The 26111-nt window shown below is 73.5% G+C and carries 23 protein-coding genes; 7 read left to right on the forward strand and 16 right to left on the reverse strand.

Annotated features, from left to right (window positions below; genetic code table 11):
* A partial coding sequence (locus EBO15_RS46935) for a GAP1-N2 domain-containing protein (RefSeq protein WP_147481811.1) occupies positions 1-1882 on the reverse strand: 1882 nt, incomplete at its 3' end.
* A gap of 195 nt (positions 1883-2077) precedes the next feature.
* Between EBO15_RS46935 and EBO15_RS35960 the strand changes: the two genes are divergently transcribed.
* A complete protein-coding gene (locus EBO15_RS35960) occupies positions 2078-3343 on the forward strand; it encodes an RNA-guided endonuclease InsQ/TnpB family protein (RefSeq protein ID WP_122198943.1) in 1266 nt (421 codons plus the stop codon).
* On the opposite strand, the gene EBO15_RS35965 is transcribed toward EBO15_RS35960, so the two are convergent.
* The 4 genes from EBO15_RS35965 to EBO15_RS35980 all read right to left on the reverse strand — a co-directional run bounded on the left by EBO15_RS35965 (position 3313) and on the right by EBO15_RS35980 (position 9882).
* Positions 3313-4560: a GTPase gene (locus EBO15_RS35965; RefSeq protein ID WP_122198944.1), complete on the reverse strand. Its 1248-nt coding sequence runs from the start codon at positions 4558-4560 to the stop codon at positions 3313-3315. The genes EBO15_RS35960 and EBO15_RS35965 overlap by 31 nt on opposite strands.
* A 19-nt stretch (positions 4561-4579) precedes the next feature.
* Positions 4580-7399, reverse strand: coding sequence for a hypothetical protein (locus EBO15_RS35970; protein WP_122198945.1), 2820 nt, complete (start codon positions 7397-7399; stop codon positions 4580-4582).
* 7 nt (positions 7400-7406) lie between these two features.
* A complete protein-coding gene (locus EBO15_RS35975) occupies positions 7407-8990 on the reverse strand; it encodes an Hsp70 family protein (protein WP_122198960.1) in 1584 nt (527 codons plus the stop codon).
* A gap of 124 nt (positions 8991-9114) precedes the next feature.
* Positions 9115-9882, reverse strand: coding sequence for a nucleotide exchange factor GrpE (locus EBO15_RS35980; RefSeq protein WP_233616669.1), 768 nt, complete (start codon positions 9880-9882; stop codon positions 9115-9117).
* Between the two features lie 421 nt (positions 9883-10303).
* Between EBO15_RS35980 and EBO15_RS35985 the strand changes: the two genes are divergently transcribed.
* Genes EBO15_RS35985 through EBO15_RS35995 form a run of 3 tightly spaced genes read left to right on the forward strand, consistent with a single transcriptional unit; the run spans position 10304 to position 12283 of the window.
* Positions 10304-10957 (forward strand): class II aldolase/adducin family protein, encoded by a 654-nt coding sequence (locus EBO15_RS35985; RefSeq protein ID WP_122198946.1) that lies wholly within the window; start codon positions 10304-10306, stop codon positions 10955-10957.
* A 38-nt stretch (positions 10958-10995) separates the two neighbouring features.
* On the forward strand, positions 10996-11805 hold the full coding sequence (locus EBO15_RS35990; RefSeq protein WP_122198947.1) for an enoyl-CoA hydratase: 810 nt from the start codon (positions 10996-10998) through the stop codon (positions 11803-11805).
* A gap of 43 nt (positions 11806-11848) precedes the next feature.
* A complete protein-coding gene (locus EBO15_RS35995) occupies positions 11849-12283 on the forward strand; it encodes a TIGR03668 family PPOX class F420-dependent oxidoreductase (protein WP_122198948.1) in 435 nt (144 codons plus the stop codon).
* On the opposite strand, the gene EBO15_RS36000 is transcribed toward EBO15_RS35995, so the two are convergent.
* Genes EBO15_RS36000 through EBO15_RS36010 form a run of 3 tightly spaced genes read right to left on the reverse strand, consistent with a single transcriptional unit; the run spans position 12280 to position 14586 of the window.
* Positions 12280-12768, reverse strand: coding sequence for a hypothetical protein (locus EBO15_RS36000; RefSeq protein WP_147481812.1), 489 nt, complete (start codon positions 12766-12768; stop codon positions 12280-12282). The two genes, EBO15_RS35995 and EBO15_RS36000, sit on opposite strands and share 4 nt — an antisense overlap.
* Positions 12755-13765, reverse strand: a complete 1011-nt coding sequence (locus EBO15_RS36005; protein ID WP_122198950.1) for an ADP-ribosylglycohydrolase family protein — start codon at positions 13763-13765, stop codon at positions 12755-12757. The genes EBO15_RS36000 and EBO15_RS36005 overlap by 14 nt, the downstream gene beginning before the upstream one ends.
* Positions 13762-14586, reverse strand: a complete 825-nt coding sequence (locus tag EBO15_RS36010) for an AraC family transcriptional regulator (protein WP_233616670.1) — start codon at positions 14584-14586, stop codon at positions 13762-13764. Before EBO15_RS36010 ends, EBO15_RS36005 begins: the two co-directional genes overlap by 4 nt.
* Before the next feature lie 62 nt (positions 14587-14648).
* Between EBO15_RS36010 and EBO15_RS36015 the strand changes: the two genes are divergently transcribed.
* Complete coding sequence (locus EBO15_RS36015) at positions 14649-15062, forward strand: DUF2000 domain-containing protein (RefSeq protein ID WP_122198951.1); 414 nt, start codon at positions 14649-14651, stop codon at positions 15060-15062.
* On the opposite strand, the gene EBO15_RS36020 is transcribed toward EBO15_RS36015, so the two are convergent.
* Together EBO15_RS36020 and EBO15_RS36025 are read right to left on the reverse strand one after the other, a co-directional pair.
* Positions 15037-16137, reverse strand: a complete 1101-nt coding sequence (locus EBO15_RS36020; protein WP_122198952.1) for an acyl-CoA dehydrogenase family protein — start codon at positions 16135-16137, stop codon at positions 15037-15039. The two genes, EBO15_RS36015 and EBO15_RS36020, sit on opposite strands and share 26 nt — an antisense overlap.
* 50 nt (positions 16138-16187) lie before the next feature.
* The gene (locus EBO15_RS36025; protein ID WP_122198953.1) at positions 16188-16688 is read right to left on the reverse strand and encodes a MarR family winged helix-turn-helix transcriptional regulator; all 501 of its coding nucleotides are present in this window, start codon (positions 16686-16688) and stop codon (positions 16188-16190) included.
* 110 nt (positions 16689-16798) lie between these two features.
* On the opposite strand from EBO15_RS36025, the gene EBO15_RS36030 reads away from it, so the two are divergent.
* Positions 16799-18007, forward strand: a complete 1209-nt coding sequence (locus EBO15_RS36030; protein ID WP_199745014.1) for an MFS transporter — start codon at positions 16799-16801, stop codon at positions 18005-18007.
* Between the two features lie 95 nt (positions 18008-18102).
* Here the strand turns inward: EBO15_RS36030 and EBO15_RS36035 are convergent, their stop codons facing one another.
* The 6 genes from EBO15_RS36035 to sbnA all read right to left on the reverse strand — a co-directional run bounded on the left by EBO15_RS36035 (position 18103) and on the right by sbnA (position 25186).
* Entirely contained in the window at positions 18103-18804 is a 702-nt protein-coding gene (locus EBO15_RS36035) for a hypothetical protein (RefSeq protein WP_147481813.1), read from the reverse strand.
* A 364-nt stretch (positions 18805-19168) separates the two neighbouring features.
* A complete protein-coding gene (locus tag EBO15_RS36040; RefSeq protein ID WP_122198955.1) occupies positions 19169-20431 on the reverse strand; it encodes a cytochrome P450 in 1263 nt (420 codons plus the stop codon).
* Positions 20428-21114 carry a tRNA-dependent cyclodipeptide synthase gene (locus EBO15_RS36045; RefSeq protein WP_158628458.1) on the reverse strand — a complete coding sequence of 229 codons (687 nt, stop codon included), beginning with the start codon at positions 21112-21114 and terminating at the stop codon, positions 20428-20430. The genes EBO15_RS36040 and EBO15_RS36045 overlap by 4 nt, the downstream gene beginning before the upstream one ends.
* 379 nt (positions 21115-21493) lie before the next feature.
* The gene (locus EBO15_RS36050; RefSeq protein WP_122198957.1) at positions 21494-22960 is read right to left on the reverse strand and encodes a hypothetical protein; all 1467 of its coding nucleotides are present in this window, start codon (positions 22958-22960) and stop codon (positions 21494-21496) included.
* A gap of 85 nt (positions 22961-23045) precedes the next feature.
* Positions 23046-24071: a 2,3-diaminopropionate biosynthesis protein SbnB gene (sbnB, locus tag EBO15_RS36055; protein WP_122198958.1), complete on the reverse strand. Its 1026-nt coding sequence runs from the start codon at positions 24069-24071 to the stop codon at positions 23046-23048.
* A 35-nt stretch (positions 24072-24106) separates the two neighbouring features.
* On the reverse strand, positions 24107-25186 hold the full coding sequence (sbnA, locus tag EBO15_RS36060) for a 2,3-diaminopropionate biosynthesis protein SbnA (protein ID WP_122198959.1): 1080 nt from the start codon (positions 25184-25186) through the stop codon (positions 24107-24109).
* A gap of 368 nt (positions 25187-25554) precedes the next feature.
* Here sbnA and EBO15_RS36065 point away from each other — a divergent pair.
* Positions 25555-26111 (forward strand): AMP-binding protein (locus EBO15_RS36065; protein ID WP_147481814.1); only part of this gene is annotated, 557 nt, incomplete at its 3' end.

Below are 26111 nucleotides of genomic sequence, written 5' to 3' on the forward strand. Positions count from 1 at the left end.
CCAGCCGCTCCGCCGCGGACTCGAACGCCCGCGTCGCGAGCCGTCCCGCGCGCGGCAGCGCGTCGAGGGCGCGCGCCGCGTCCACCGGCTTCTCGGACGTCACGGCGTCCGCGTGCGCGCGCACGATCGCCGCGTCCGCGTCCGCCGCGCCACCGGGCAGCATCGTCCGCACCCGTTCGGCCAGGCGCAGCGTCGACGCCTCCGTCAGCCCGCCGTACCCGGCCGCGATCCGCATGAACGTCCGCGAGGGCAGGACCCCGAGCGCCGGATGCTCCGCGCACCCCTCCGGATGCGCCGCCACCAGCTCCAGGCACGTCACGGCGTCCGGCGGATCCTCCCAGACCGCGCTCAGCACCGGATCCAGCTCCACGACACTGAGGCCGAGCCCGAGGACACGGCCCGTCACCGCCACCCGCCGCTCCGGCACCCGCCGTCCGACCGAGGCCAGGACGTCGGCCGCCACCAAGGGCGCATCGAACGCGCCGAGCGTCCCGCTCTCGAACATCTCGTCGTGCAGAAGGTCACAGGCGGCGTCCGTCAGAGCGGCCTTGCGCGTCGGCTCGTCCGCCACGAGCAGCCCGTTCAGGACACCCTCCAGAAGCGCCTCGCGATACCCGGCCGGGCACTCCGCGAACGCCCCGGGCAGATCCGACGCCCCGGACCGCGCCCGCCCGGACGCCGCCGCGACGATGTCCCCCCGCGACGTCCCGTCCACGGCGAGCCGGACCACGGACGTCAGATCGGGCGCCTGCGAGAGCGCCCGCGCCGCGCACTGCCGCGCGACCTCCGACGCGCCCGCCGCGTCCGCCCACCGGTGCACCGCCAGCGCGAGGTCGTACCCCATCGACGGGACGCCGCGCACCAGGTCGCCCCACACCCAGTCGGGGATCGCCGTGCCGTGCCGCGTCAGCAGGTCCGCCGCCCCGGCCTCCTCGTCCTCCGGGACGCCGTGCTCGCCCCGGCACAGCGCCAGCAGCCCGGCGGCCCGGTCGAGCACGGCCGGATCCGGCGCGTCGGGCGACATGCCCGACCCCGACGACGCGAGCTCGGCCAGCGCGTCCAGCCCGGCGAAGTCGGCGTCCCGCCAGCACGCCGCGACCGTCCGCGCGAACCGTCCCGCCTCGTCCTCCCCCTGGACGGGCCGTTCGAGCAACACCGCCGGGGACGTGCGCTGCGCGGACGCCCACACGTCCGGCGTCGTCCCGACCAGCCGCTGCGGCGCCCCGTCCGGGTCGGCGCTGTAGGTCACGAACGACAACGCCGACGCCACCGCGACGGGCAGCGAGTACGACACCACCGCGATCCACCGCGCGACCGCCTCGATGTCGGACGACACCAGCACCACGCGCCCGTGCCCCCGCCCGAGGACCGCCACGACCGCGTCCACGATCCGCGCGAGCCGCTCATAGGCGTCCCCACCGTCCCCGGACGCCAGCCACGCCGCGAGGGACTCGGGATCGAGCCCCTCGTCCGGCACGAGCTCGTCCACCTCGGGCAGATCGGTCTCGGACGCGGGGGAGTCGCTCCACAGCGGCGCGTGCCACAACTCGACCGGCCTCACGCCCTCCAGCTCGTCCGGCTCGGCGACCACCGCGTGCGCGAAGAAGTTCCCGTACCGCCCCGAGTAGTCACGCCCCAGATACCGGCACCGCAACAGCAGCGGACGCCCGTCCACCCGGTCGTACAGCAACGACACCGGGAACTGGTCGAGCTCGTCGTCGGCGGGCGACAGCGGAGCCTCCGGCGGCGGCCGGTACGACAGGTGCGGCGTGACCCGCGCCCGCATCCCGTCCGGCAGCCCCGGAGTCTCCGCGACGAACTGGAACCCCGACCGCCCCGTAGGCCCCCGCCGAGCCGACGTGTAATGAAGCTGCCACGCCATCGCCGTTCTCACCTGAACTCTCGCATGATGTTCCCGTCCTGAACCCAGGAGCAAGTCGGAAAGGGGGCGCTTACGGGCGCCGTCCGGCGTCGCCGTGGCCGCCCACGGGCGGCATCCGTGGAGCGCGGCGCGCATCCGCAACAGAGTTTCGGCATCTCTCTTACACGTGATGCCGACTCTCGTAAAGTCGGAGTCATGAGAACGGCGTACAAGTGCCGCGCGTACCCGAACGCCGAGCAGGCGGCGCTGCTGGCCCGCACCTTCGGGTGTGTACGCCTCGTATGGAACAGAGCGCTCGCCGAGCGGCAGCGTGCCTATCGCAGCGAGGGGAGGGCCACCTCGTACAAGGCGGCCGACGCGGCGTTGACAGCATGGAAGCGCGAAGCGGACCTGGCCTTTCTCAATGAGGTGTCCAGTGTTCCGCTGCAGCAGACGCTGCGGCACCAGCATGCCGCGTTCGCCAACTTCTTCGCGGGACGCGCCAGGTACCCACGGTTCAAGCGGCGGACGGCGCGGCAGTCCGCGCACTACACACGCTCGGCGTTCCGAATGCGCAGCGGCGAGCTGACCTTGGCGAAGAGCGACGCGCCCTTGCGGTTCGTGTGGTCCTTCGAGAACGTGGAGGTCGCCGCCCTCAACCCGACCATGGTCGTGGTCTCGCGCGAGCCCGACGGCCGTTGGTACGTTTCGTTCGCCGTGGACACCGACGCGCCTGAGCCACTTCCCGAGACCGGCCATGCGATCGGCGTGGACTTCGGGCTGAAGGACCTCATGGTGACCAGTGACGGTGTCCGCATCGCCAACCCGCGCACGCTGGAACGCAAGGTTCGTCATCTGGCGCGCTATCAGCGGCGCATGGCCCGTTGTCGCAAAGGCGGCAGTAACCGCCGGAAGGCCCAGGCCAAGGTCGCCCGAGCCCATCGCAAGGTGCGCAACGCTCGGCGTGACCACCTGCATCGTGCCAGTACCGGAATGATCCGGCGAGCCGACACGATCGTGATCGAGGACCTCGCGGTTTCCAGCATGGTGAAGAACCGCAGGCTCGCCCGGTCGATATCCGACGCGGGCTGGGGGGAGCTCCGGCGGCAGCTGGAGTACAAAGCCGAACGCCATGGGCGTCGGCTGGTCGTGATCGACCGCTGGTACCCGTCCTCCAAGACCTGCTCGACCTGCGGACACGTCCTCGGCGAGCTGGGCCTGTCCACCCGGCGCTGGACGTGCCCTCACTGCCGCTCCTGGCACGACCGGGACCTGAACGCGGCCAAGAACATTCTTGCGGCCGGTCTGGTCGTAGCCGGGGACGGCCCCGGCGAGGTCTGTGGAGCTGATGTGAGACGGCAAGGGCCCTCCCTTCCGCAGTCGGCTGTGAAGCAGAAACCCACCGTGGCGCGAGCTACGGGACTCCCCTCTCGTCAGAGAGGGGAGGGACGTCAATCCCCGTCGAGCATGCCGAAGCGGTAGAGGAGCCAGAGCAGCGGGTCCTCCGCGCGGTAGGGGCGGACGCCGCCCGCGCCGACGCGGTCGCCCTCGGGCATGGAGCCGAGGGCCGACAGGCCGAACAGGGCGTAGTCGGCGTACTGCTGGGACAGGAACAGGTCGAGCTGGCCCGCGTTCCAGTCGTGCAGCAGCGCCCTGACCTGCTCGTTCACCGCCGAGCGGTCGTCCAGGTCGAGGACGCCGGAACCGGAGCGGGAACGGTGCAGCGCGGACTGCCGGGACACCGCCGGGCCGAGCGCGTCGATCTTGGTGAGGGCGACCGCGACCGGGACCGGGAGGCGCTCGCCCGGCCGCAGGCCGTGCCGCAGGCGGAGCGCCTCGGTGACGCGGGCGATGATGTTGATCGGCTCGCTGTCCGGGTCCTCGCCGAGGGTTCCCTCGCGGGGCTGCGCCTCGTCGGCGAGCGCGTTGTGCGCCCCGGGCAGCTCCAGCGGGTCGACCAGGAAGATGATCGCGTCGGCCGCCTCCAGGTACCGCAGGTGCAGGTCGCGGACCTCCCGGCTGCGCAGGTCCTCACCGGCGGTGTCGAACAGGACGAGCGCCAGCGCGTCGTGCTTGGCGCGTCCCATCCCCGCCAGCGGGGTGCGCGCCAGCTTCGACGGGCGGGTGCGGGTCAGCAGGTACACCAGCGGCTCGCGCGGCGCGGTCGCGGCGCTCGCCGTCGTCGGCAGCAGCCGCCGCTCCTCCAGGAGCGGACGCGCGAAGTCCCGCTTGTATCGCTCGATCGTCCGGTCGTCGCAGGCGACGAGCGAGGTGTCGAGCTCGGTGCCGACGCGGTTCATCAGCTCGTGCAGCAGGACGGCGATGTACGTCGACTTCCCGGCGTTCTTCGCGCCGACGAGGGCGACGATCCGGCCGGGGGAGTCGCAGTACGCGGTCGGCAGCGGGTTGTGGCACTCGGGGCAGACGCGGTTGTGCGTCGGCTGCGCGCAGTCGGGGCAGTCGGCGCGCCCGCCCGAGCGCGGCGGCGCGGCGAACACCGGCGGCAGGGACGCGCCCGCCGTCGAACCGGTGTACTCGGCGAGCTCGCGGTCGAGGACGGGCGCGCAGCCCTGCCTGCGGCCGACCTGGCCGCGGCAGCGGAACGGGATCCGCTGCGGGGCGATCTCCGCGAAGCAGTACGGGCAGGTGATCTCCTGCCGGGCGAGACCCGGCAGGCTCACCCGGGACGCTAGGGACACCGGCTCCTCCTGGGGGCGCTTACCGGGGGCTGTGCAGATGACGGACCGGGGGGTCGGTCAACTCGACCACGGTGTCATCAGTGAAGCAGCGTAGCCAGTACTCGCCCGCGGACCGAGGCAGCGGCACGGTGAGTTCCCCCGGAACCGGCACCTGCGTCCACGATCCGAGGGTCTCGCCGTCCGTCGGGCGGTGCGGCATGACCCGTCCGCGCCGCAGGACGAGCTCCAGCGAGCCGACCCGCAGCGGACGCTCCGCCGACAGCCTCACGGTGAGCGCGCGCTTCCACGGCGGCCCGGTGCGCTCCAGCTCGTACCGGACGAGCGTCCGCGCCTGGACCTCCACGATGACCGGCGTGCCGACGACCCGCTGCTCGTCGGCGGTGCTGACGGTGGCGACGGCGAGCTCGACCGGCTCGGCCTCCGGGACCTCCACGCGGAGCCCGCCCTGCGCCTCGTACGCGGCGCGCGTGACCGCGACCCGCTCGGGCGCGGCGGTCGGGAGCCGCCCGGCCTCGATGCGGCCCGCCGACACCAGGTTCGCCTCGATGCGCCCGGTGGCGATGGCGTCCACGCCGATCCGCCAGCTCAGCTCGACCTCGGCGACCTCGTCGGGCCAGTCGAACCCGACGTGGACGACGCCGCCGCGCCGTTCGGCGACCAGGCGGCGCGGCGGCGGCAGGTTCACGTACCGGTGGTGCGCGCCGACCGCGGCGGTGCCCTCGGCGGCGGTGACCGCGAGCAGCCAGCCGCCGCGTCCGGGCTTGACCAGGATCCCGTCGGACGTCACCGCGTTCGGGATCCGCCGGGACGCCTTCCGCACGTCCTCGACCGGGACGATCGCGCTGCGCGGCCACTCGGGCCGCGCGTCCAGCAGGACGATCTCGGGGGTGCCGTGCCCCGGCCGCTCGAACCGGACGAGGATCTCGTCCTCGTCGCCCGCCGACGCGTCCACGGCGATGTCGTAGACGGGCTCCGGCGGCGCGGACGGCGTGACCGACGTCCGGACGCCCGGCGTGGTCACCTCGCGGCCCTGGTCGTCCAGGTAGACGGCGCAGACCCGGTAGTGGTGCGTCACGCCGTTCGGGACCCGCTCGGAGAACCCCTCGCGGCCCGCGGGGACGGCCTGCTCGCCGCTCCGCCCGGCGCGGAACACCGCGACCCGCGCGGCCTCCGGCGGGCAGCGCCAGCGTCCGGTGACCGTGCCGTCGCCGGGCGCGAGCTCCACCTCGCGCGGCTCCGGGCGCACCAGGATCGGCCCCGCGACCGTCGGCGGCGCGGCGGCCTCGCCGCGCACCGCGATGACCGCGTAGTAGAGGTGGACGTTGACCGGCGGGTCGTCGTCCCTGGTCAGGGGCACCGGTTCGCCGTCGGCGGGCCCGTGCGGCGGACGGTCCCGGCGGCGCACCATGTGGTACAGCACCTCGCCCGCCGTGGACGGCGACGCCTCCCACACCAGCCGCACCGAGGGCTCGGGGTCCGCGTGGACCGTCGCGATCAGGCTCTCGACCGGCTTCGGCGGCAGCCGCTTCTGGTGGTCGGCCGCGCCGGGTAGGTCACGGACGAGCTTCAGGGCGTCCGCGAGCAGCCGCCACGCGCGGTCGGTGTCCGTTTCGTCCGCCGCGGCCTCCCGCAGCCGCGTCGCCGTCGCCACCCGGTGCCGCGCCTCCGCCGCGAGGACGGCGACGTCCTCGGGCAGGTCGCTTCCGGCGGCCGCGTGCCGTCCGCTCGTCCGGGTTCCGCCCTGGGCGCCGTCCTGTCCCCCGTCGGCGGCGGACGGGGCGGGCTCGGTGAGGGCCCGGGCGAACTCGGCGGCGGCGTAGATCTCGCCCGCGCCGAGGAGTTCGCGGAGGCGGTCGGCGGGGCCGGGCTGCGGGGGACCGGTGGCGGCCGGGGCCTGCTCGCGCAGGACGGCGAAGACGAGACGGCGCGCGTCCGACGCGTCCACGCCGAGTTCCTCGGTCGCGTGCCGCAGCAGGGCGCGCTCGGACGCGCGCTGCCGCAGCCGCTCGCGCAGCCGGTCGACGACGTCGTAGCGGATCAGGTCGGTCAGGTGCGCGCCGGTGTCCTCGCCCTGGCCCGCGCGCAGGGCCGCCAGGACGGTCTGGGCGTGCGTGGTGCTCGTGTCCCGGCTGCGCCGCGCCCACTCGGCGGCGACGGCCGCGACCGCGTCCGCCGACGGCACCAGCGGGCCGCCGTCGCGGCCGGGCGCGGCGAACGCGTCCAGCACCCGCATCGGGCCGCCCATCCGCCCGCCGAACAGGAAGTCGGCCAGGTTGCGGCGGCCCAGGACGTCCAGCGACTCGCGGACCTTGGGGTAGGCGGCGTACGGCGGCGCGGCGGGCAGCGCGTCCGGCTCGCGGACCTCGATCCGGCCGGCCGCGAGCGCCGACAGCTCCGCGCCGGTCACCCCGGCGGTGCGGGCGATGTCCTCCAGCTCGCCGGGCGTCACCATCTGGATCAGGCCGCCCGCGTCGGCGAGCCGCGCGCCCGCGACCTCCAGGCGACGCCGGGACCGCGCCTGCCCGCCCGCGAGCCGCTGCCGCAGCGGGTTCAGGTCGCCGCGCTCGGCCGCCGCGAACACCGGGGCGAGCTCGCGGTGCTCGGCCTCGAGCCGGTCCACGAGCTTGCGGTACTTCAGCTGGCCGCGCGCCCGCCGCCAGCACTGCCGGACCTGCTTGACCCGGGCCGCGACGGCCTCCGGCGTCGGCTGGTCGGGCAGCGCGTAGCGGACCCGCAGGTCCTCCGGCGGCTGGTCGCCCGCCGCCCGCGCCGGCTCCAGCACCTCGCGCTGGTAGGCCGCGTCGAACCCCGTCCCGGACGGCCGCGCGCCGGTCGTCATCGCGCGCTCAGCTCACCTTCACCCGGGAGAGCGCGGTGCGGGACCGCTCGACCTCCTCCTCGGACATGCCGCCGACGTCGACCTTCAGCTCCAGCCGCTCGCCGGTCTCCTTCTCCACGGCGGCGACGTTGAGCAGCCCGGACGCGTCGAGCTCGAAGGTCACGCCGATCGGCCAGCCGGCCTGCTTGCCGGCCGGGATCCGGATCTGTCCGGTCGCGATCTCGGAGTTGTCGACCAGCTCGGCGGACTCGACCGACCCGGCCTGCTCCATCACCCGGACGTCGGCGGAGGTCTGCTCGTCGTGGACGGTGTAGAAGTCCTCGGTGTGTGCGGCGGGCAGCTCGTCGTTGGCGTGCACCAGGTGCGCGACGTGCTCGGCGCCGCTGTCCCGGTCGACGACGACGATGCCGAACGCGTGGGACGCGACGGTGCGGATCCGGCGGCCCGCGATCTGCGCCTTCTGGTCGGCCGACAGCCCGGCGCGCCCGGCCATCTCCTCGGCCCGGTCGTCCTCGCCGGCCGCGAGCAGCCGCCGGTAGGTCTCCTCGAACGCGTACAGCGCCGCGCCCTTGGCGACCGCGAGGTCGGGGTCCTGGAGACGCGGGTTCAGGCCGAGCTCGGTGGACAGCCGGGCGGCGACGACCGGCATCTTGGTGGAGCCGCCGACCAGGACCAGGTCGTCGAACTCGTCGACGCCCTTCTCCTTGGCGGTCTCCAGCGTCCGGCCGGTGATCTCGATGGTGCGGTCCAGCAGGTCGCGGGTCAGCTCCTCGAGCCGCTCGCGGGTGATCTCGACCGTGGCGCTGCGCCCGTCGTGCATCACCCGGACGGTGTGCGCGGTGCGGTTGGTCAGCGACTTCTTGGCGTCCTCGGCGTCGCGGCGGAGCTGCTGCTCGGACTGCCGGTCGTCCAGCGGGTCGCCCGCGTCCGGATGCTCGGCGCGGAACCGCTCGGCCAGGTACTCCACCAGCCGGGCGTCCCAGTCGGCGCCGCCGAGCTCGTGGTCGCCGTCGGTGCAGATGACCTCGATGTGCCCGCCGCGCAGCGTGATGACCGTGGTGTCGAACGTGCCGCCGCCGAGGTCGTAGACGAGGATCGTCCGGTCCTGCTCGGGGTTGAGCACGCCGTAGGTGATCGCGGCGGCGATCGGCTCGGACACGATGTCGATGACGTTGAGCCCGGCGATCCGTCCCGCCTTGCGGGTGGCGTCGCGCTCGGCCGCGCCGAAGTAGGCGGGGACGGTGACGACCACGTCGCGCGCGTCCTCGCCGGACTGGGTGCGCGCGTCGGTCACGAGCTTCAGCAGGATGAACGCCGACAGCTCCTCGGGGGTGTACTCGATCCCCTGGATGTCGCGCGCCACCTCGCGGCCCATGTCCCGCTTGACCAGGCTGACGACGTTCTCGGGCTCCAGGACCGCGGTGTCCTTCGCGGTCTGCCCGACGACCACGTTGTCCTCGCTCTCGAAGAACACCACCGACGGTGTGGTGTCGGTGCCCTCCAGGTTCCGCAGGACCGCGGGGCGTCCCACGTCGTCGATGGAGGCAATGCAGGAGTAGGTGGTTCCCAGGTCGATCCCGTAGACAGCCATATCCTCTTCACCTATCGCTACCGGGGTGCGGCGGGCGCCGGCCACCGGGTCGCCGGCCACCGGTCGGGCGGACGGCGTGCCGTCCCGGGCCGGGCCGCCGGTCGGGGGCGGTCCGGCCGGGTGGTCAGCGCGCCGGCCGTCGATGACCATCGTCCCGCTCCGTCCGCCGCCGCGCATCGCTCTTGACCGACTTCCCGACACGGACCTCGGCCTTCCGGACGACCCGGTCGCCCTTCTCGAACCCGTCCGTCAGGGCGGCGACGACCGTTCCGTCGCGGTCCGGGTCGTCCACCTCCACCCGCTCCACGGGGCGGTGGCGGGACGCGTCGTACGGCTGGCCGGGCTTGACCGCGAACCGGACGGATCCGGTCCTGGCCAGGGCGTCGGCGACCTCGTCCGCGCATTCGCCGAGCAGCTTGGCGGCCTGCTCGGGCTCCGGCGGGGACGCGGCGGCCTGCCGCAGCGCGTCGTGGACCTTGTACAGCGCGGCGCGGACGGGTTCGAGCATCGACTCGAGCTCGCCCCGCCGCAGCCGCTGGTTCTCCTCGTGCAGCCGGTCGATGACCGACTCGCGGTGGGCGGCGCGGTCGGTCTCGCGGTCGAGCCGTCCGAGCAGGTCGCGCAGCGCGTCCCGCACCTCGGTGATGGCCGGCGGGTCGCCGGCGTCCGCCGCGTCCGCCTCGTTCGCCGTGTTCGTCGTGTCGTGTGCCGTCGTGTCGCCGTCGTCCGCGGGCGTCCCGGAGGTTCCGGACGCCTCGGTCGCCGCCGTGTCGGTTTCGGCGTCGTCTCCGGGTTCGGACGCTTCGGCGGGGGCGGCGTCGTCCGCCGACCCGGCCCGTGGCCGCCGGTTCCGTGACCCCGCGCTGACTTCCCGCTTCCGATCGCTCGACACGTTGAGTCACCTTAATGGGACGAACCTCGCAGGCAAAGGGCGCGCTTGACGGCGCCCTGACATTTCCGCGAAGGAACCCGGACCGCGTTGCGGCCTCTCCGTCGGGAACCGGTGGGAACGGGCGACGGAATCGCAGGCCCGCGCCCCCTCTGACGTCGGAGAACGTCGTGCGAGGTGTCCCCGCCGCCACAGTTTCGGCGTACGCCGGAACGACCCCGGGCAAGAATCGTGCACCAACCATGAAACCGGACACCTTGGGAGCGCGTCTACGTTCTTGGACACGGCCCCCGCCCGCGGCGGCGCGGTCGCGCTCGGAGGCCGTGTCCGCTAGGCCCCGAAGTCCGTGTCCGCTGGGCCTCGAAGGCCGTGCCCGCCGGGTCGTAGCCTGCGGTCGGGATGTTCCGGAGTGAGAGGTGTTCCGATGTACTGGGGTGCGCGGGCGAGTGTGGTGCGGGCCGGGCGTGAGGTCGTCGAGGCGGGGCTCGTCGGAGGTGCGGCGGGCAACATCAGTGTGCGGGCCGGTGGACGCGTCGTGGTGACGCCCGGTGGCGCGCGGCTGAACAGGCTGGCCGACAAGGACTGCCCGGTCCTCGACATGGACGGGCGGATGCGGGAGGAGGGCCTGGCGCCGTCGTCCGAGACGCCGATGCATCTGGCGATCTACCGCGAGACGGACGCGATGGCGATCGTGCACACGCACTCGGCCGACTGCGTGGCGGTCTCGACCCTCGTGGACGAGCTGCCGGCGATCCACTACTACACGCTGATGCTGGGCGGGGTCGTGCGCGTCGCCGAGTACGCGACGTACGGGACGCCCGAGCTGGCCCGCAACGTCGTCGCGGCGCTGGAGGGCGGGCGGCGCGCGGCGCTCATGGCGAACCACGGCGCGGTCGCGCTCGGCCGCGACCTGGACGAGGCGGTCGAGAACGCGCTGCTCCTGGAGTGGCTGTGCGGTGTGTACCTGAAGGCGCGGGCGGCGGGGGAGCCGCGTGTGCTGACGGACGCGCAGCTCGGTGAGGCGGCCGAGCGGTTCGCGGGCCCGAGTTACGTTCCTCCCGCGGGGCCGGACGTGTAACCTAGCGCTTGCTAGGTGCGCCGGGAGAGGGGACGCCCATGTCCGACTTCGTGCTGGTCGAACGGCCCCGTCCGCACGTCGCGCTGGTCACGCTGAACCGGCCCGAGCGGATGAACGCGATGGCGTTCGACGTCATGGTCCCCTTCCGGGACACGCTCGCCGGCCTGTCCCGCGACAACGACGTGCGCGTGGTCGTCGTCACCGGCGCGGGGCGCGGGTTCTGCTCGGGCGCCGACCAGGAGTCCCCCGGACGCATCCCCGGCATCGACGGCCTCACCGTGTCCACGATCGCGCTGCGCTCGATGGAACTGCTCGACGACGTCGTCCGGACGCTGCGCCGCATGCACCAGCCGGTGATCGCGGCCGTGAACGGCCCGGCGATCGGCGGCGGCCTGTGCCTGGCGCTCGCCGCCGACATCCGCCTCGCCGCGTCCGGCGACGCCTACTTCCGCGCGGCGGGCATCAACAACGGCCTGACCGCGAGCGAGCTGGGGTTGTCCTACCTGCTGCCGCGCGCGATCGGCTCGTCCCGCGCGTTCGAGATCATGCTGTCCGGACGGGACGTCGACGCCGCCGAGGCCGAGCGCGTCGGCCTGGTCTCCCGCGCGGTCGAGCCGGACGGGCTCCTGGACGCCTGCTACGAGCTCGCCGAGCGGATCGTCGGGTTCAGCCGTCCCGGGGTCGAGCTCACCAAGCGGATGCTCTGGGCGGGCCTGGACGCGGGGAGCCTGGAGGCGCACATGGACCACGAGGGCCTCGGCCAGCTGTTCGTCCGGCTCACCACGCGCAACTTCGAGGAGGCCACGCGGGCGCGCCGGCAGGGCCGTCCGCCCAGGTTCGCCGATTGACCCCTGCCGATCGACCCCTGACCTGCCGTGATGGGATGGACGGGTGCCGAGCCTCAGTCACGGGGACGCGCTCGCCCGCCTGGCCGCCGCGCCCGTCGCCCGCCTCGCCACCGTGTCGCCGGGGGCGGGAGGCGCGGCCGGGCGTCCGCACCTCGTGCCGATCACGTTCGCGGTGTCCGGCGGAAGCGTCGTCACGGCCGTCGACCACAAGCCCAAGACCACCCGTGACCTGCGGCGGCTGGCGAACCTGCGGGTGAGTCCGCACGCGTCGGTCCTCGCCGACCACTACGAGGACGACTGGGACCGGCTCTGGTGGGTCCGCGCGGACGGCCACGCCCGCATCCTCACCGACCCCGATGCCATGGCCGTCCCGCTCGACCTGCTCGCCGCCCGGTACCCGCACTACCGCGAGCGCCGCCCGGACGGCCCGGTGATCGAGATCGTCATCGACCGCCTCGTCGGCTGGACCGCCGTCTAGGCCGGACGCCGACGCCGGCGGCGGTGCCGGTTCGACAGGACGGTCATGCTGACCACGCCGAGGACGCCGAAGATCCCGAGGACGAACGTCCCCATCGCGTTGGCGATCGTCGAGCCCCACTCCGCCTTGCCGCCGTCGGCCTGCACGAACCGTCCGACGTCACGCACCCGGATCCTCTGGCCGGCGGTGACGGACGACTCGTGCGCGCCGCGCAGTTCCCGGTCGCGGGCGCCGGGCGCGGTGAGATCGTCGGCGGTGAAGCTTCCGTACCAGGAGCAGCTCCTGGAACACCGCCGGACGTCCGCGACGAAGGTGCCGGGGCGTCCCTTTCCGGCGGAGGCCCGGCTCGTGGCGTTCCCCTGCGTGATCGCGCTCTCCAGGCACAGGCCCGCCCCGGCGAACATCGCCACGGTCAGGGCCAGGCTCGTCACCAGCCTGGCCCACGGGTGGCGGGGCGTCGCCGGACGGCGCTCAGTCCCAGGCATCGGCCACCGCGCGCAGGCGGTCGGCGTACTCGATGCGGGACGCCCATTCGGCCGGCCACGCGTCCATGCCGAGGTGCGCCCCGGCGAACGCGCCCGCCAGGCACGCGATGGAGTCGGAGTCGCCGGAGCTGGCCGCGCCGCGCCAGATCGCCGACACCGGGTCGTCCGGGAACAGCAGGAAACAGTAGAGCCCGGTCGCGAACGCCTCCTCCGCGACCCAGCCCGCGCCGGTCGCCTCGCACGGGTCGGCGGAGCGGTCGGGGGAGTGCAGGAGCGCCGCGTCCAGGCGGTCGAGGACGGCCAGGCACTCGTCCCAGCCGCGCGCGATGAACGCCTCGGCGGACGGATCCTGGGAGTTCGTCCACAGGCTCCCGAGCCACGCCTCGCGGTACACCGTGCGCTGCGCGTTCGCGCGGTCCCGGAGCGCGGCGGGCAGGTCGGCGGGGGCCATGCCGTCCGCGAGCCAGCGCGTCGCGAACGCCGTCAGCTCGCTCGCGGCGAGCCCGGTCGGGTGCCCGTGCGTGAGCGCCGCCTGGAGCTGCGCCGCGCCCGCCCGCTGGTCGTCGCTGAGGCCGGGCGCGAGGCCGACGGGCGTGACGCGCATGTTCGCGCCGCAGCCCTTGGACCCCATCTGCGTCGCCAGCTCCCAGGGCAGGCCGCGGTCGAGCCCTTCGCAGGCGCGCAGGCAGGTGTTGCCGGGCGCGCGGTTGTTCTCGGGATCGTGCAGCCAGTCGACGAACCGCCGCCGCCACATCGGCTTGATGAGGGCGGCGGTGAACGGCGGGTTCCGCAGCGCGTCGACCAGCCCTTCGGCCACGGCCAGCGCCATCTGCGTGTCGTCGGTGACGAGCGCGGGCGTGTGCTCGAAGTCGCGCGGCCCGTCGACCCCGTACCGCCGGTGGATCTGCTTCATGCCGAGGAACTCGGTGGGGGCGCCCAACGCGTCCCCGTAGGCCAGTCCGAACAGGCTCCCGCTCACACGTTTCACAAGGGTCATTGTGCCCCGGACGCGTACTTTCCGGGAGTCAAGCCGTAGTAGCGGACGAACCAGCGGTGCAGGTGGCTCTGGTCCGCGAAGCCGGTGCGCGCCGCCGCGTCCGCCGGGGACGTCCCCGCGCGCAGGAGCCTGCGCGCCTCGCGGAGCCTCAGCTGCCGCTGGTAGTCGCTCGGCGCCATCCCATAGGCGCGGCGGAACGCCCGGTACAGCGCGAAGCGGCTGCTCCCGGCGGCCTTGGCCAGGTCGTCCGCCGTCACGTCGGCGAGGGGATCGTCATGCAGGATCTCTCGTGCGCGCGCGACCACGCCGTCCAGCTGGCGTCCGGGCTCGGAGAGCCGCGCGGCACGCCGGGCCAGGGCCGTCACGGCGCGCGTGGTCAGCTCGTCCCGGCGGAGCGCGGACGCGTGGCCGAGCAGCCCGGCGTGCAGGTCGCGCAGGCTCGCCGCGAGGACCGGATCGGTCACGACCGGCGACGCGAACAGCGGCGCGCCGCCGGTGATCCGGGCGTCCACCAGGACGTCCCCGACCAGCTCAGGGCCCAGGTGCACGATCCGGTAGGTGAAGCCGAGCGCGTCCGCGGCCTGCCCGTCGTGCGGGTCGTCCGGGTTGAACGCCATGACCATCCCGGCCGCGCTCGTGTGCGCGCCGCCCCGGCAGCGGAACGCCTGCGCCCCGGCCTCGGTCACCCCGAACGAGTACGCCTCGTGACTGTGCCGGTGGTAGACGTGCCGTTCGAAGTGCGCGTGCATGGCCTCGACCGGACGGTCCGGCGCGCGCCAGTAGCGGGTCCACTCGCCGTCCACGGATCCACGGTCTCGCACTCACCCATGGTCGCGCACGAGCGTTCAAGACCGCGCGGCCAGGGTCCGGCCAGGCTGCGGGCATGCGTTTCGACACCAAGATCGGGATCGTGGTCCGTGACGACCTGGCCGCCTGGCAGCGGCTCAACGTGACCGCGTTCCTGTCCAGCGCGGTCGCCGGGGCAACGCCCTCGGTCATCGGCGAGCCCTACGAGGACGCCTCCGGCAACCGCTACCTTCCGATGTTCGTCCAGCCCGTCCTGGTCTACGTTGCCACCGCCGAGCAGTTGGCGTCCGCTCATGCGCGCGCGGTCGCGCGGGACGACATCCGCGAGGCCGTCTACATCGAGGACATGTTCAAGACCGGCAACGACGCCGACAACCGCGCGACCGTCCTCGCGCGGGAGGCGGACGACCTTCCGTTGGTCGGGATCGCCCTGCACGGCCCGCGCAACCCCGTCGACAAGCTCCTCAAGGGGTTGCCGCTGCACCCGTGATGCCGACCAGGCCCGCCAGCCGCCGACGGTGGCCGGCGGGCGGGCCGAGGAACTCCTGGGACGCCTTCGCCCGCTTGAAGAACAGGTGCGCGTCGTGCTCCCAGGTGAACCCGATGCCGCCGTGCAGCTGGATCGTCTCGCCCGCGACGTGGAAGTAGGCGTCCGAGCAGAACGCCTTGGCGAGCGCGGCGGCGACGGGCAGTTCGTCCGGGGCGCCGTCGGCGGTGTCCGCGGCGTTCAGCATGGCCGAGCGCGCCGACTCCACCTGCACGAACATGTCCGCGCAGCGGTGCTTGACGGCCTGGAAGCTCCCGATGGGACGCCCGAACTGCTTGCGCACCTTCACGTAGTCGACCGTCATCTCCAGTGCGCGTTCGGCCCCGCCCACCTGCTCGGCTGCGAGCAGGGCGGCGGCCACGTCTCGTGCGCGCGCGAGGGCGGCGTCCCCGTTCCTGGTGAGGAGCCGGGCGGGAACGTCGGTGAAGTCGAGCCGGGCGAGCTTGCGCGTCTGGTCGAGGGTGGGGAGCGGCGTCCTGGTGAGGCCCGGGGCGTCGCCGTCGACCGCGAACAGGGACGTCGCGCCGTCGTACAGGGCCGTGACCAGGACGAGGTCGGCCGTGTGACCGTCCAGGACGTAGGTCTTCACGCCGTTGAGGACGCCGTTCTCGCAGGACGCCGCCGGCGGGGCGTCCCAGCGGTCGTCCTCCGTCCAGGCGACGGTCGCGATGGTCGTGCCGTCCGCGATGCCGGGAAGGACGTCGGTGGCGTCGGCCGCGAGGGCTGCGGGCAGCGCGAGCCCGGCGGTTGCGAGGAACGGGCCGCAGAACAGGACGCGTCCCATTTCCTCGAAGACGACGGCGAGCTCGCGCACCCCGAACCCGGACCCGCCGTGCTCCTCGGGGACGGCCAGCCCCTGGAGGCCCAGCTCAGCGGCCATCCGATGCCACAGGTCCCGGTCGAGACCGCCGGTCGTCGCCATCAGCCGCCGCGCCTCGGCGACGGGCGCGTGCTCGGCGAAGAAGCGGCGCAGGGTGGCGCGCAGCTCCCGCAGTTCCTCGGTCTCGACCAGGCCCATCGTCCGCCTCCCGGAAAGCTGGCCAAACGCTTGCTTGGCAAGCATACGGGTCAGTGGATCGACGTGTCGTCCAGGGACTCCAGCAGGATCCGCAGCGAGGCGTCGAACTCCTCGCGCCGCTCGGGCGGCAGCGCCGACAGCAGCCGCGACACGTTCTCCACGTGCGGCCCCATCAGGCCGTCGATGAGCTCCAGTCCCCGCGGGGTGAGCCGGATGAACACCGAGCGCCGGTCGGCCGCCTCCCGCACGCGCTCGACCAGGCCCTTGGCCTCCAGCTTGTCGATCCGGTTGGTGATCGCGCCGGACGTGACCATCGACGCCTTGAGCAGCGCGCCGGGCGTCAGCCGGTGGGGCGCGCCGGACCGGCGGAGCGTGGCGAGCATGTCGAACTCGTGGTTCTCCAGCCCGTGCTCGGCGTAGAAGTCGCGGTTGGCCTGCTGGAGCCGGTGCCGCAGCCGCGCGAGGCGGCCGTTCACCCCCATGGCCCAGGTGTCCAGGTCGGGGCGCTCGCGCGCCCACTGCTCGAGGATCGCGTCCATCGCGTCGCCCATGGCGAAGCCCTCTCGTGTGGCGGGTGTCTCAACATTAAGAGACTTGACGTTGAAGCGCTTCCATGATGATATCTCAACGTTGAGATTATCAAGGTGAAGGAGATAGGGCGATGAACGCCACCCAGGACGGGACCGCCCGAGTACCGGCCCAAGCCCCGGAGAAGGTGCCGGAGAAAGTCCCCCTGCGCCGCTGGCTCGGCGTCGGCGCCGTCGCGGCCGGGACGTTCGCGATGGTCACCCTCGAACAGCTCCCCGTCGGCCTGCTCAGCTCGGTCGGCTCCGACCTGCACGTCTCCGAGGGCGTCGCGGGCCTCATGGTCACCGTCCCCGGCCTGGTCGCCTCGGCCGCCGCGCCGCTGCTCCCCGTCGCGATCCGCCGCCTGGACCGCCGCCACGTCCTCATCGGCCTGATCTCCCTGATGGTCGTGGCGAACATCCTCACCGCGCTCGCCCCCGACTTCGGCACGCTGCTCGCCGCCCGGTTCCTCGTCGGCATCGGCATCGGAGGCTTCTGGGCGATGGCCGCGGGCATCGCGGTGCGGCTCGTGCCGTCCCACGCCGTCCCCAAGGCCACGGCCCTGACCTTCGGCGGGGCGACCGCCGCGAACGTCCTCGGCATCCCCGCCGGAACCCTGATCGGCAGCCTCACCGACTGGCGGATCGCCTTCGTCTCGGTCGCCGTCCTCGGGCTGTTCATCGTCGGCGCCCTGGCCGCCCTCCTGCCGCCCCTTCCGGCCGGTGACGCCGTCCGGCTCCGCGCCCTCGGGGAGCAGCTGCGCGTCCCGGCCGTCCGGACCGGCATCCTCGCCACGTTCTTCCTGGTGAGCGGCAACTTCGCCGCCTTCACCTTCGTCAACCCGCTGCTGCGCGAGGTGGCCGGGCTCCCGAAGAACGCGGTCGGCGGCCTGCTCCTGCTCTTCGGCGCCGCCGGCATCGCGGGCAACTTCCTCGCCGGGACGATGCTGTCCCGCGACATCCGCCGGACGATCCTCACCGTCAGCCTGACCCTCGCCGCCGTCCTCGCACTGTTCCCGCTGATCGGCGCGAACCCCGTCGGCGGCGTCGCCCTCCTGGTCGTCTGGGGCCTGGCGTTCGGCGGCATCCCCGTCAGCGTCCAGACCTGGATCCTCCGCTCGGCCCCCGACGCCGCCGAGGCCGCGACCGCCCTCAACACCAGCCTGTTCAACCTGGCCATCGCCCTCGGCGCCCTCTTCGGCGGCCTGGTCGTCGACCACCTCGCCCTCCGGGGCGTCCTCTGGCTCGGCGCGGCCCTGATCCTCGGGACCTCCGTCGCGGTCTCCCGCGCCCGCCAGAACTGACCGAGTCCGGATGCGACGAACCCGTCCCGCCCCTCACCGAACACGCACCGGCACCCCGAGGCCCACGCCCCGGGGTGCCGTCTCCGTCTCCGGGGTCAGAGGACGACCGGCAGGTCCTCGATCCAGCAGTCGGGGATCTCCGCGGCCAGCACGGCCCGCGCCTCCTCGGCGTCCTCCCTGGTCAGGAACACCCCCGACCCGGCGACCTTCGCGCCGTCGCCCTCGGCGGCGCGGGTCATGAGGACGTGGACGAAGCGGAACCGCTCACGCCGCTCATCGGCGGGAGACCGCAGCGCCTGGACGAGCTCCTCGGCCGACGCCTCACTGAGCCCGGTGTTCAAGCCGAAGAGCGGCTGGTGAGGCCAGCGCGGCGTGTACCGGCTCGGGCCGTTGAAGAGGCTGGGCAAGGTGCGCCCGAGGACGCCCTCCCTCCAGCCGACGGCCCTGGCGATGACGTAGCCGGTCGTGTCACGGCTGTCGATCAGGAACACTCTCACGTCGTCGCCGCTGACACCGGCCAGGGACCCCTTGATCTCCGAGGTCTCGTCATCGGTGGCCCGGCGGATCGTCACACCGTGGAGGAACGCCTCGATGCTGAGGGCGTCGACCGGCTTGAACAGGATCTCGATCGTGGTGTCGTGATGCCTGCCGAGGGCGTCCTCGCCTTCCATGCTGCGCAGGAGCAACTGGCCGTGGCTGGCGCTGTACGCCTCCAGGAAGAAGCGGCGGTCGCTGCGGAAGAGCTCCGCGCCCGGAGGCATCTCGTGGTCCCGGTTCAGCCATGTCCCGTCGGTCATGGGGACGAGGATCCCGATGTAGCCGTACAGAGGCAAACGCTATTCCGCAGGTGGGACGGTCTGAGGCGGGGGCGTCAGGGAGGGGGGCGTCCGGGGTGGTGGTCTTGAGGCCGTAGGGACGGGACGCCGACCCATGCCGGGCCCGAAGGCCAGCACTGGAGCAGGAGCCGCTCCCGGACGACGACGAACGCCCACGCCTGCATGTTGGACGCGGTGGGCGCCGCACCATCGCGGTGACGAGGGCCCGGACGTCGGCGTCCGTCACGGGCACGTCGGTGAACTCGCGTACCGTGCTGCGCGTCCGGATCACCCGCAGCACTTCGGCGGGCGTGCCGCCGCCGCGTCCAGAGGGTTTGCTCACGGGTCACCAGGTCACGGGGATGGCGTGGGGCATGCGGAAGGCGGCTCCCTCCATCCAGCGCAGCTCGTGCGCGGGGACGGCTAAGCGCAGCGCGGGCGAGCGGTCCGCCAGTGCGACGACGGCGGCTTCGAGCTGCATGCGGGCGAGGCGGTTGCCGGGGCAGTAGTGGCTGCCGTGCCCGAAGCCGAAGTGGCCGGGGGCGTCCCGTCCCGGGGTGAAGGCGTCCGGGTCGGTGAAGGCGGCCGGGTCGCGGTTGGCCGCCTCCAGCGAGACCAGGACGAGGTCACCGGCCCTGATGAGCAGTCCGTCGAGGTCGATGTCCTCTAAGGCGAGGCGCTTGGCGCCGCCGGTGGCCATCGGGGTGAAGCGCAGGAGCTCCTCCACGGTCGCCGGGACGAGGTCCGGGTCGTCCCGGACGGCCCGGAGGACCTCGGGGTGGCGCAGCAGGGTGACGACCGCGCCGCCCAGGAAACTCGACGCGGTCCGGTAGCCCGCGATGAACATCGAGACGGCGAGGACGGCCAGGTCGCGCTCGTCGAGCACGCCCCGGGCGGCGACCTGTTTGACCAGGTGGTCGCCGGGCGCGCCGGCGAGCCGGGTGACGCGGCACAGGAAGAACCGGTACATCTCCTCCTGTGCCTCGGCCAGGTCGGCGACGGCGTGCCCGCTGTACCCCGGCCCCCACGACAGGGCGACGTCGGCCAGCGCGTTCAGCCGGGCCCGTTCGGCCGCGTCCAGGTCGCCCAGCAGCACGCGGCAGGCGACCGTGAAGGGGAGCCGGAGTGAGAACCCGGCCCGCAGGTCGGCGGGCGCGCCGTCGCGGACCGTGTCGTCCAGCAGGCGGACCGCCCGCTCCCGCGTCCACTCCCGGTGGAGCCGGACGGCCCGCGGTCCCAGCGCGTCCGCGATCACCTTGTGCAGGCCGGACTCCTTGAGCGTCGTCATGATGTCGGCCGTGCCCTCCGGGGCGCGCTGCGGGACCGGCTCCTGCTGCGGCACGTTCGGTTCCAGGGCCGCGGTCATGCTCAGCCGCGGGTCGACCAGGATCCGGCGGGCCAGGTCGTAGCGGGTGACGAGCCAGGCCAGGTCGCCGGTGACGGTGGTCACCCGGCGCGCGGCGTCCGCGCCCGCCCCGGCGTACTCGGGGGCGAGCTCGAAGCCCCAGTCGCGAAAGGGGAACGCGGGGACGTCCCCGGACGCCTCGCCTGCGGGTGCCTCGTCTCCGGACGTCGTGCCTCCGGACGCCTCGTCCCGGGGCGCCGTCATGCGCCGCCGTTCCCGTCGGCCCGCCAGTCGGACGGGGGCCGGACGACGGCGTGCCCCTGCAGGGGCGAGACGTTCAGGTACGGGGACGCGAACATCACCTCGGCCATGGGCAGCCGGTGGTGGTACACGGCGACGGACGAGGGGACGCCCATGATCGCGGGGGTGTCGAGGCACAGCGGCATCTCGGCCGTCAGGTAGTTCTTGCCCTCCTCGACCTGCGCCTCGGTGGGCTCCTCGTCCTTGAGGAACGCCCTCAGCACCTTGCGGCTGGTGCCGAGGAACGCCGCCCGCAGCGCGGGGTCCACGTCGATCGCGCGGTCGGTCTCGGCGCGCAGCCGCGCGTAGACGGGATGGTCGACGAAGTCCGACAGCAGGTGGATGCGCTGGTCGTCCGGTGGGACGCCGTTCTCCTCCCACGCGCGCGCGATGCGCCGGTAGGTCTTGCCGACCTTGTGCCGGACGTTCGCCCAGGCCGTCTCGGGGGACTGCCCCAGCGCCTGGTAGGTGTGCACCAGGGACGCGTCGGGGACGATCGCGTCGACCCGGGCGAACGTCGCGGTCGCCCAGCGCAGCAGGGCCGCGAGCCGCTCCTGGTTGAAGTAGCCGTTTCCCGGGCTGACCCCGACGAGAACGTGTTCGGCGCGTTCGCACAACCGCGCGCAGTTCTCCGTGTACGGGGTCATCGTGAAGGGTGCGGTCAGACTCCGTCCCGCGGCAGCCTCTGGCATGGTGGAACCTCCCCCGAGCAGCGATGACAACCCTCTGTATATCCCAGGCGCACTCTCGGTCAATGCTTCGGCGGGAGGCGGTGACGCCTCACGCTTCCCACCCGCTTCCTGGGCCACTGTCCGCAACGCCGGACCCCGCGATCCGGTACGGCGCCACGGCCCTTCCAGCCCCCTGGCTCACCCCGGAGTCACACTCGTCGAACACCGGCGCAACCCCGCCCTCACCTGTGCGGGCCGAGTCCTGGGACGACGTCCGCCCGCCTCCGTCCCGTTCCGGGGCAAGGCGGTGCGGCCGGGGTGAACGCGGCGTCCCGGGACGAACGGGCCTGGGGCGCTACCCGATGCCCGGGCCCTGACCGGTGACGTCGGGCGGGGCGTCCGCGAGGAGGCTGCGCTCGGCCCTGCGCCAGGGCGAGAGACGCAGGATGCCGCTGACGGTCGGCTGGTACAGGACGCCGGACGGCCCGCTCACCCCGGCCAGCTGGAACGTCTCGTAGGACTCGCCCGTGCCCAGCGTCGTCACCCGGACGGTCCGGCCGGTGGACGCGTCGACGACCGCCAGCGCGAAGGACGACGTGAGTCCCTCCATGACGCGCTGGACGGTGTAGACGTGGCCGTCCCGCAGGGACAGTCTCGGCACGGCGGCGGACGGGACGGGGTTCGTCCACGCGACGTCGCAGCCCGTGCCGTGGCGGCGGACGTCGACGCGGGTGAGGCCGCCGGGGAGCGGGGACGGCGGGTCGCCGATCGTGGCGTCGAAGCCGTAGGTGTTCGCGACGATGACACTGTGCCCGACGGCGATCGGCGCGTTCTCGGCGGCGCTGCGGCCCGCGCCGAAGAGCGGGACGCGGCAGATCCGCCGGGCGTGGCCGGAGGCGCGGTCCAGCCGGTAGACCAGCAGGTTCTCGCGCGGGGCGGCGTTGTCGGTGAGGGTGAGGTAGCCGTCGCCGCCGCGCCCGAAGAACGCCGGGGCGGTTCCCGTGCCCCGGCTCAGCTGCCCGGGTTTCTGCGCCGGGCCCCGGTCGTACGGGAGGCGGGCCGTGATCGCGGGTGTTCCGTCCGGTCTGGCACGCATCACGTACAGCGCGTGGTCGGACGCGACGGCGACTCCGGCGCGGGCCGAGGAGATCGCGTTCGCGACCCGCTCGCCCTTCGGCAGCGCCAGGGTGCGGACGGTGCCGGACGTGAGGGTGCCGACCGTCCCGTTCGCCGAGGAGAACCAGACGCGTCCGCCGAAGTCGGGGGTCAGGCTCTCGATGTGGTCGGCGGCGCCGACCGCGCGGCCCGCGTTCCAGTCGTCCGTCGTCCGGAACGTCCAGGCGCCGGACGGCGACCGGGAGTGCGCGACGCGCAGGATGTGGTCGGCGCCGTCGGCGAGGACCACGCGGTCGTGGTCGTCCAGGTACATGGGGGAGCCGTCCGGGCGGCCGTCGGCCGGGAGGGTCATCGACGCCAGGACGTCGAGGCTGTCCGGATCGAGTAGCCGCAGCTCACTGTGGCGTGTCGTGTGGTCGACGCAGGAGGCCAGCGGGTAGCCGCGCCCGTCCAGCAGGACGGTCGGGCAGAGCGCCCCGGACGTCACCAGCTTCGTCCGTACCGCGCCCACCCCGGGGCCGGGATGCGGTGAGGCGCCGGACGAGGACGCGCCGCCGTCCGCGGCCCCCGTGCCGCCGCGTGCCGTGAAGGGGTTCGCGGGGCCGGGGTCGCCCGGCCGGAGCGGAGAGGGGGCGCGGGAGGCGGCGGCCGGGGGAGCGGCGAGGACGATCGCCGCGAAGACAAGGACGGCCGCCCGGTTCCTCACGCGCTCCTCCTGCCCGAGGGGACCCCACGTCTAACGCGCGGGGCCCCCGGTGTCCAGGCGGAACGACGGGAATCTGACCGGAAGGTCAGCCGTAGCGCTTCATTTCATGAAAGAAGCCCGGGATCTCGTGCAGTTCGCCGGACGCCGTCACGTGGTCGTACACGTGGCGCGCGACGGCCAGGTCCAGGACGCCGAGGCCGAACGGGGAGAAGACGACGGGCCGGTCGGCGGGCGGGACGACCTTCCCGGTGAGCACGTCGTAGAGCGTGCCCGCGACGAAGTCGCGGTGGCCGACGCGCTGTTCGGCCAGGTGGGGGGACGTGTTGGCCTTCATGCAGTGCTCGACGTCGTCCACCACGTTGCAGGACGCGAGGATGATCTCGGGGGACAGGTCGCGCAGCGAGACGTGCAGGACGAGCGGGTTGTGCGCGAACCAGGCCGGGTCGTGGACGTGCGGCTCGCCCGCGACCGTCGCGAAGACGATCAGGTCGGACGAGGTGACCAGGTCCTCCGCGGAGGCGTGGACGGTGATCGTGCCGCGCTCGGTCCGCCCGAGGTACGCGCTGAAGCCCTCGGCGTGCTCGGGCGACAGGTCGAAGACGCCCAGCTCGTCGAACGCGAAGCCGTTCGCGGCCAGGTAGGTGTGGATGTACCGGGCGATCAGCCCGACGCCGACGAACCCGACCCGGCGCGGCCGGTCGCCGCGGGCGTCGGCGATGCGGGCCGCCGCGAGCGCGGCGGACGCGGCCGTCCGGGCGGCGCTGATGATGGACGACTCGAGGCACGCGAAGGGGTACCCGGTCTCGGTGTCGTTCAGGATCAGCACGGCCGACGCGCGCGGGACGCCGTTCGCGACGTTGCCGGGGAACGACGAGATCCACTTGATGCCGTGCGCGTCGACCTCGCCCTTCACCGACGCGGGCAGCGCGATGATCCGGTTGGCGGGCTGGTCGGGGAAGCGCAGGAAGTAGGAGTCCGGGTTGACCGTCGCGCCCTCGCCGTGCAGCCGGTAGGCCGCCTCGACCATGGCGGTGACCTCGGGTTCGCGGCCGTGCACGGCGTCGTGCACCTGCGCGCCGGAGATCACGGCGAACGACGGGTTCTGGGACATCGGGAGTCGCTCCTCTGCGGTGGCGGATCGTCGGGTCAGGGCCGGGCGCCGAGGATGTCGGCGTCCGGCACCTCCAGTCCGGGGGTGGCGGACAGGCCGGAGGCGGATGTCAGCTCAGGGGCGGGTGTCGGCTCAGGGACGGATGTCGGCTCGGGGGCGGCGGACAGTTCGGGGAAGTGCTCGGCGAGCCAGCCGTCCTCGTAGACCGAGTCGAGGTAGCGCTCGCCGAGGTCGGGGGCGATGGCGACGGCCACCGGGCGGCGCCCGCCGGACGGGTACCGGGAGGCGAGCCAGCGGGCGGCGCCGGAGACGACCGTCCCGGTGGAGCCGCCGAACAGGAAGCCGCGCGCGGACAGGCGGTGGGCGGTCCGGATCGTGTCGGGCTCGGCGACGTGGACGACGTCGTCGACGTACGACGCGTCCACGAGGGCGGGACGGGTGCTGGTGCCGAGGCCGGGGACCATGCGCCGTTCGGGGAGGCCGCCGAAGGTGACCGAGCCGACGGCGTCGATCGCGACGATCGTCACCGGGCGCTCGTGGTCGCGGAAGTAGCGGGCGCAGCCCATGAGGGTGCCGGTGGTGCCCGCGCCGACGAACAGGACCTCCAGGTCGGGGAACCGGCGGTCGATGGCGGGCGCGGTGGCGTCGTAGTGCGCGCGCCAGTTGTCGGCGTTGGCGTACTGGTTGAGCCACACGTGGTCGGGGCGGTCGGCGCAGATCCGCCGGACCAGGGCGATCCGGCTGCCGAGGTAGCCGCCGTTGGGGTCCTGGCCCGCGATGACGAGCACCTCGGCGCCGAGCGCGCGCATCGTCCGGACGGACGCGGGGTTGCAGCGCGGGTCGGTGACGCACAGGAAGCGGTAGCCGCGGTCGGCGGCGATGACGGCCAGCGCGACGCCGAGGTTGCCCGAGGAGGACTCGACGATGGTGGAGCCGGGTCGGAGCAGGCCCTCCCGCTCGGCGGCCCCGACCATCGCGGCGGCGGCCTTCAGCTTCACCGAGCCGGCGAAGTTGAACCCCTCGCACTTGAGGTACAGGGGGACGCCGAGCACGGGATCGAGGTCCACATAGAGGTCTTCGACGTTGAAGCCCTGCGGCGAGGTGATGATGGGCACGCTGCCACCCTGGGGAGAAAACCGATCTCGTTGGTCGGCGGGAGTGGGAACGGCGAAACGACGAAAGGGTTTGGAAGGCCCCTCGCCGATCCGTTGTGCGAATGGTTCGAACGCAATTCCGGCCGTTCTCCGGCTTCCCGCGGACTATGCCGCGATCATCTGGTCGAACCGTGGCGGATCATCACGGTACCTACCAGCATGTTCTCTCGCAACCCCCGGCTTACCGGCCGGTAGGGTTGATATATGACAGAAACCCGGCAGGAGTGGCCGGGGCCGGACATAAGCTTCTCCCGCGCTGCGAACCGGGTCCGAACAGGCGGATTATCCGGTGATGACGGGTGAGCGCCACCGCATTACGGAGGGTGACGATGAACGCTGGGCTCCCGGTCCGCGACCGCCTGCTGCCGGTCGAGGCCCTGCCGGTACTGGACGTCCCGCCCGCCGAGATCGCGCGCGCCCGCGAGCTGGCCGCGCGGCACGGCATGGTGCGGGACCGGGGCATGGAGATCGACACCCCCCTGATCACCCGGGTCGAGCGGTACGCGGCGGAGCGTGACCGCCCGGCGGTGGCCGACGAGCACCGCGCGCTCTCCTACGCGGAGCTCGCCGTCGAGGCCCGGCGGTTCGCGACGCTCCTGGAGCGCGAGGGCGTGGAGCCCGGCACGGTCGTCGGCGTCGGCGGCGAGCGGCGCATCGAGGTGCTGGCCGCGTTCCTCGCGTTGGAGCTGGTCGGAGGCGTGTACGTGCCCGCCGACGCGAGCTGGCCGGCCGGCCGCGTCCGGGACGTCCTGGACCAGGCGGGCGCGGCGCTCCTGCTCACCGTCGAGGACGAGGTGCCCGCCGCGCTGCGCGAGGGCGCCGAGGCCGCGGGCTGCCGCACCGTCCCGGCGGGCGGGGCGCGGGACTGCGCGCCGTGGCGGGGGGA

The organism is Actinomadura harenae (genome assembly GCF_003696215.1).
GTDB classification, from domain to species: domain Bacteria; phylum Actinomycetota; class Actinomycetes; order Streptosporangiales; family Streptosporangiaceae; genus Spirillospora; species Spirillospora harenae.

Excerpts from the sequence above, each read along its gene's own strand:
- EBO15_RS35960 (WP_122198943.1), top strand. The coding sequence starts at position 2,078 with ATGAGAACGGCGTACAAGTGCCGCGCGTACCCGAACGCCGAGCAGGCG.
- EBO15_RS35970 (WP_122198945.1), bottom strand. The coding sequence starts at position 7,399 with ATGACGACCGGCGCGCGGCCGTCCGGGACGGGGTTCGACGCGGCCTAC.
- EBO15_RS35975 (WP_122198960.1), bottom strand. The coding sequence starts at position 8,990 with ATGGCTGTCTACGGGATCGACCTGGGAACCACCTACTCCTGCATTGCC.
- EBO15_RS35985 (WP_122198946.1), top strand. The coding sequence starts at position 10,304 with ATGTACTGGGGTGCGCGGGCGAGTGTGGTGCGGGCCGGGCGTGAGGTC.
- EBO15_RS35990 (WP_122198947.1), top strand. The coding sequence starts at position 10,996 with ATGTCCGACTTCGTGCTGGTCGAACGGCCCCGTCCGCACGTCGCGCTG.
- EBO15_RS36000 (WP_147481812.1), bottom strand. The coding sequence starts at position 12,768 with ATGCCTGGGACTGAGCGCCGTCCGGCGACGCCCCGCCACCCGTGGGCC.
- EBO15_RS36005 (WP_122198950.1), bottom strand. The coding sequence starts at position 13,765 with ATGACCCTTGTGAAACGTGTGAGCGGGAGCCTGTTCGGACTGGCCTAC.
- EBO15_RS36015 (WP_122198951.1), top strand. The coding sequence starts at position 14,649 with ATGCGTTTCGACACCAAGATCGGGATCGTGGTCCGTGACGACCTGGCC.
- EBO15_RS36020 (WP_122198952.1), bottom strand. The coding sequence starts at position 16,137 with ATGGGCCTGGTCGAGACCGAGGAACTGCGGGAGCTGCGCGCCACCCTG.
- EBO15_RS36025 (WP_122198953.1), bottom strand. The coding sequence starts at position 16,688 with ATGGGCGACGCGATGGACGCGATCCTCGAGCAGTGGGCGCGCGAGCGC.
- EBO15_RS36030 (WP_199745014.1), top strand. The coding sequence starts at position 16,799 with ATGAACGCCACCCAGGACGGGACCGCCCGAGTACCGGCCCAAGCCCCG.
- EBO15_RS36035 (WP_147481813.1), bottom strand. The coding sequence starts at position 18,804 with ATGACCGACGGGACATGGCTGAACCGGGACCACGAGATGCCTCCGGGC.
- EBO15_RS36040 (WP_122198955.1), bottom strand. The coding sequence starts at position 20,431 with ATGACGGCGCCCCGGGACGAGGCGTCCGGAGGCACGACGTCCGGAGAC.
- EBO15_RS36045 (WP_158628458.1), bottom strand. The coding sequence starts at position 21,114 with ATGACCCCGTACACGGAGAACTGCGCGCGGTTGTGCGAACGCGCCGAA.
- sbnB (WP_122198958.1), bottom strand. The coding sequence starts at position 24,071 with ATGTCCCAGAACCCGTCGTTCGCCGTGATCTCCGGCGCGCAGGTGCAC.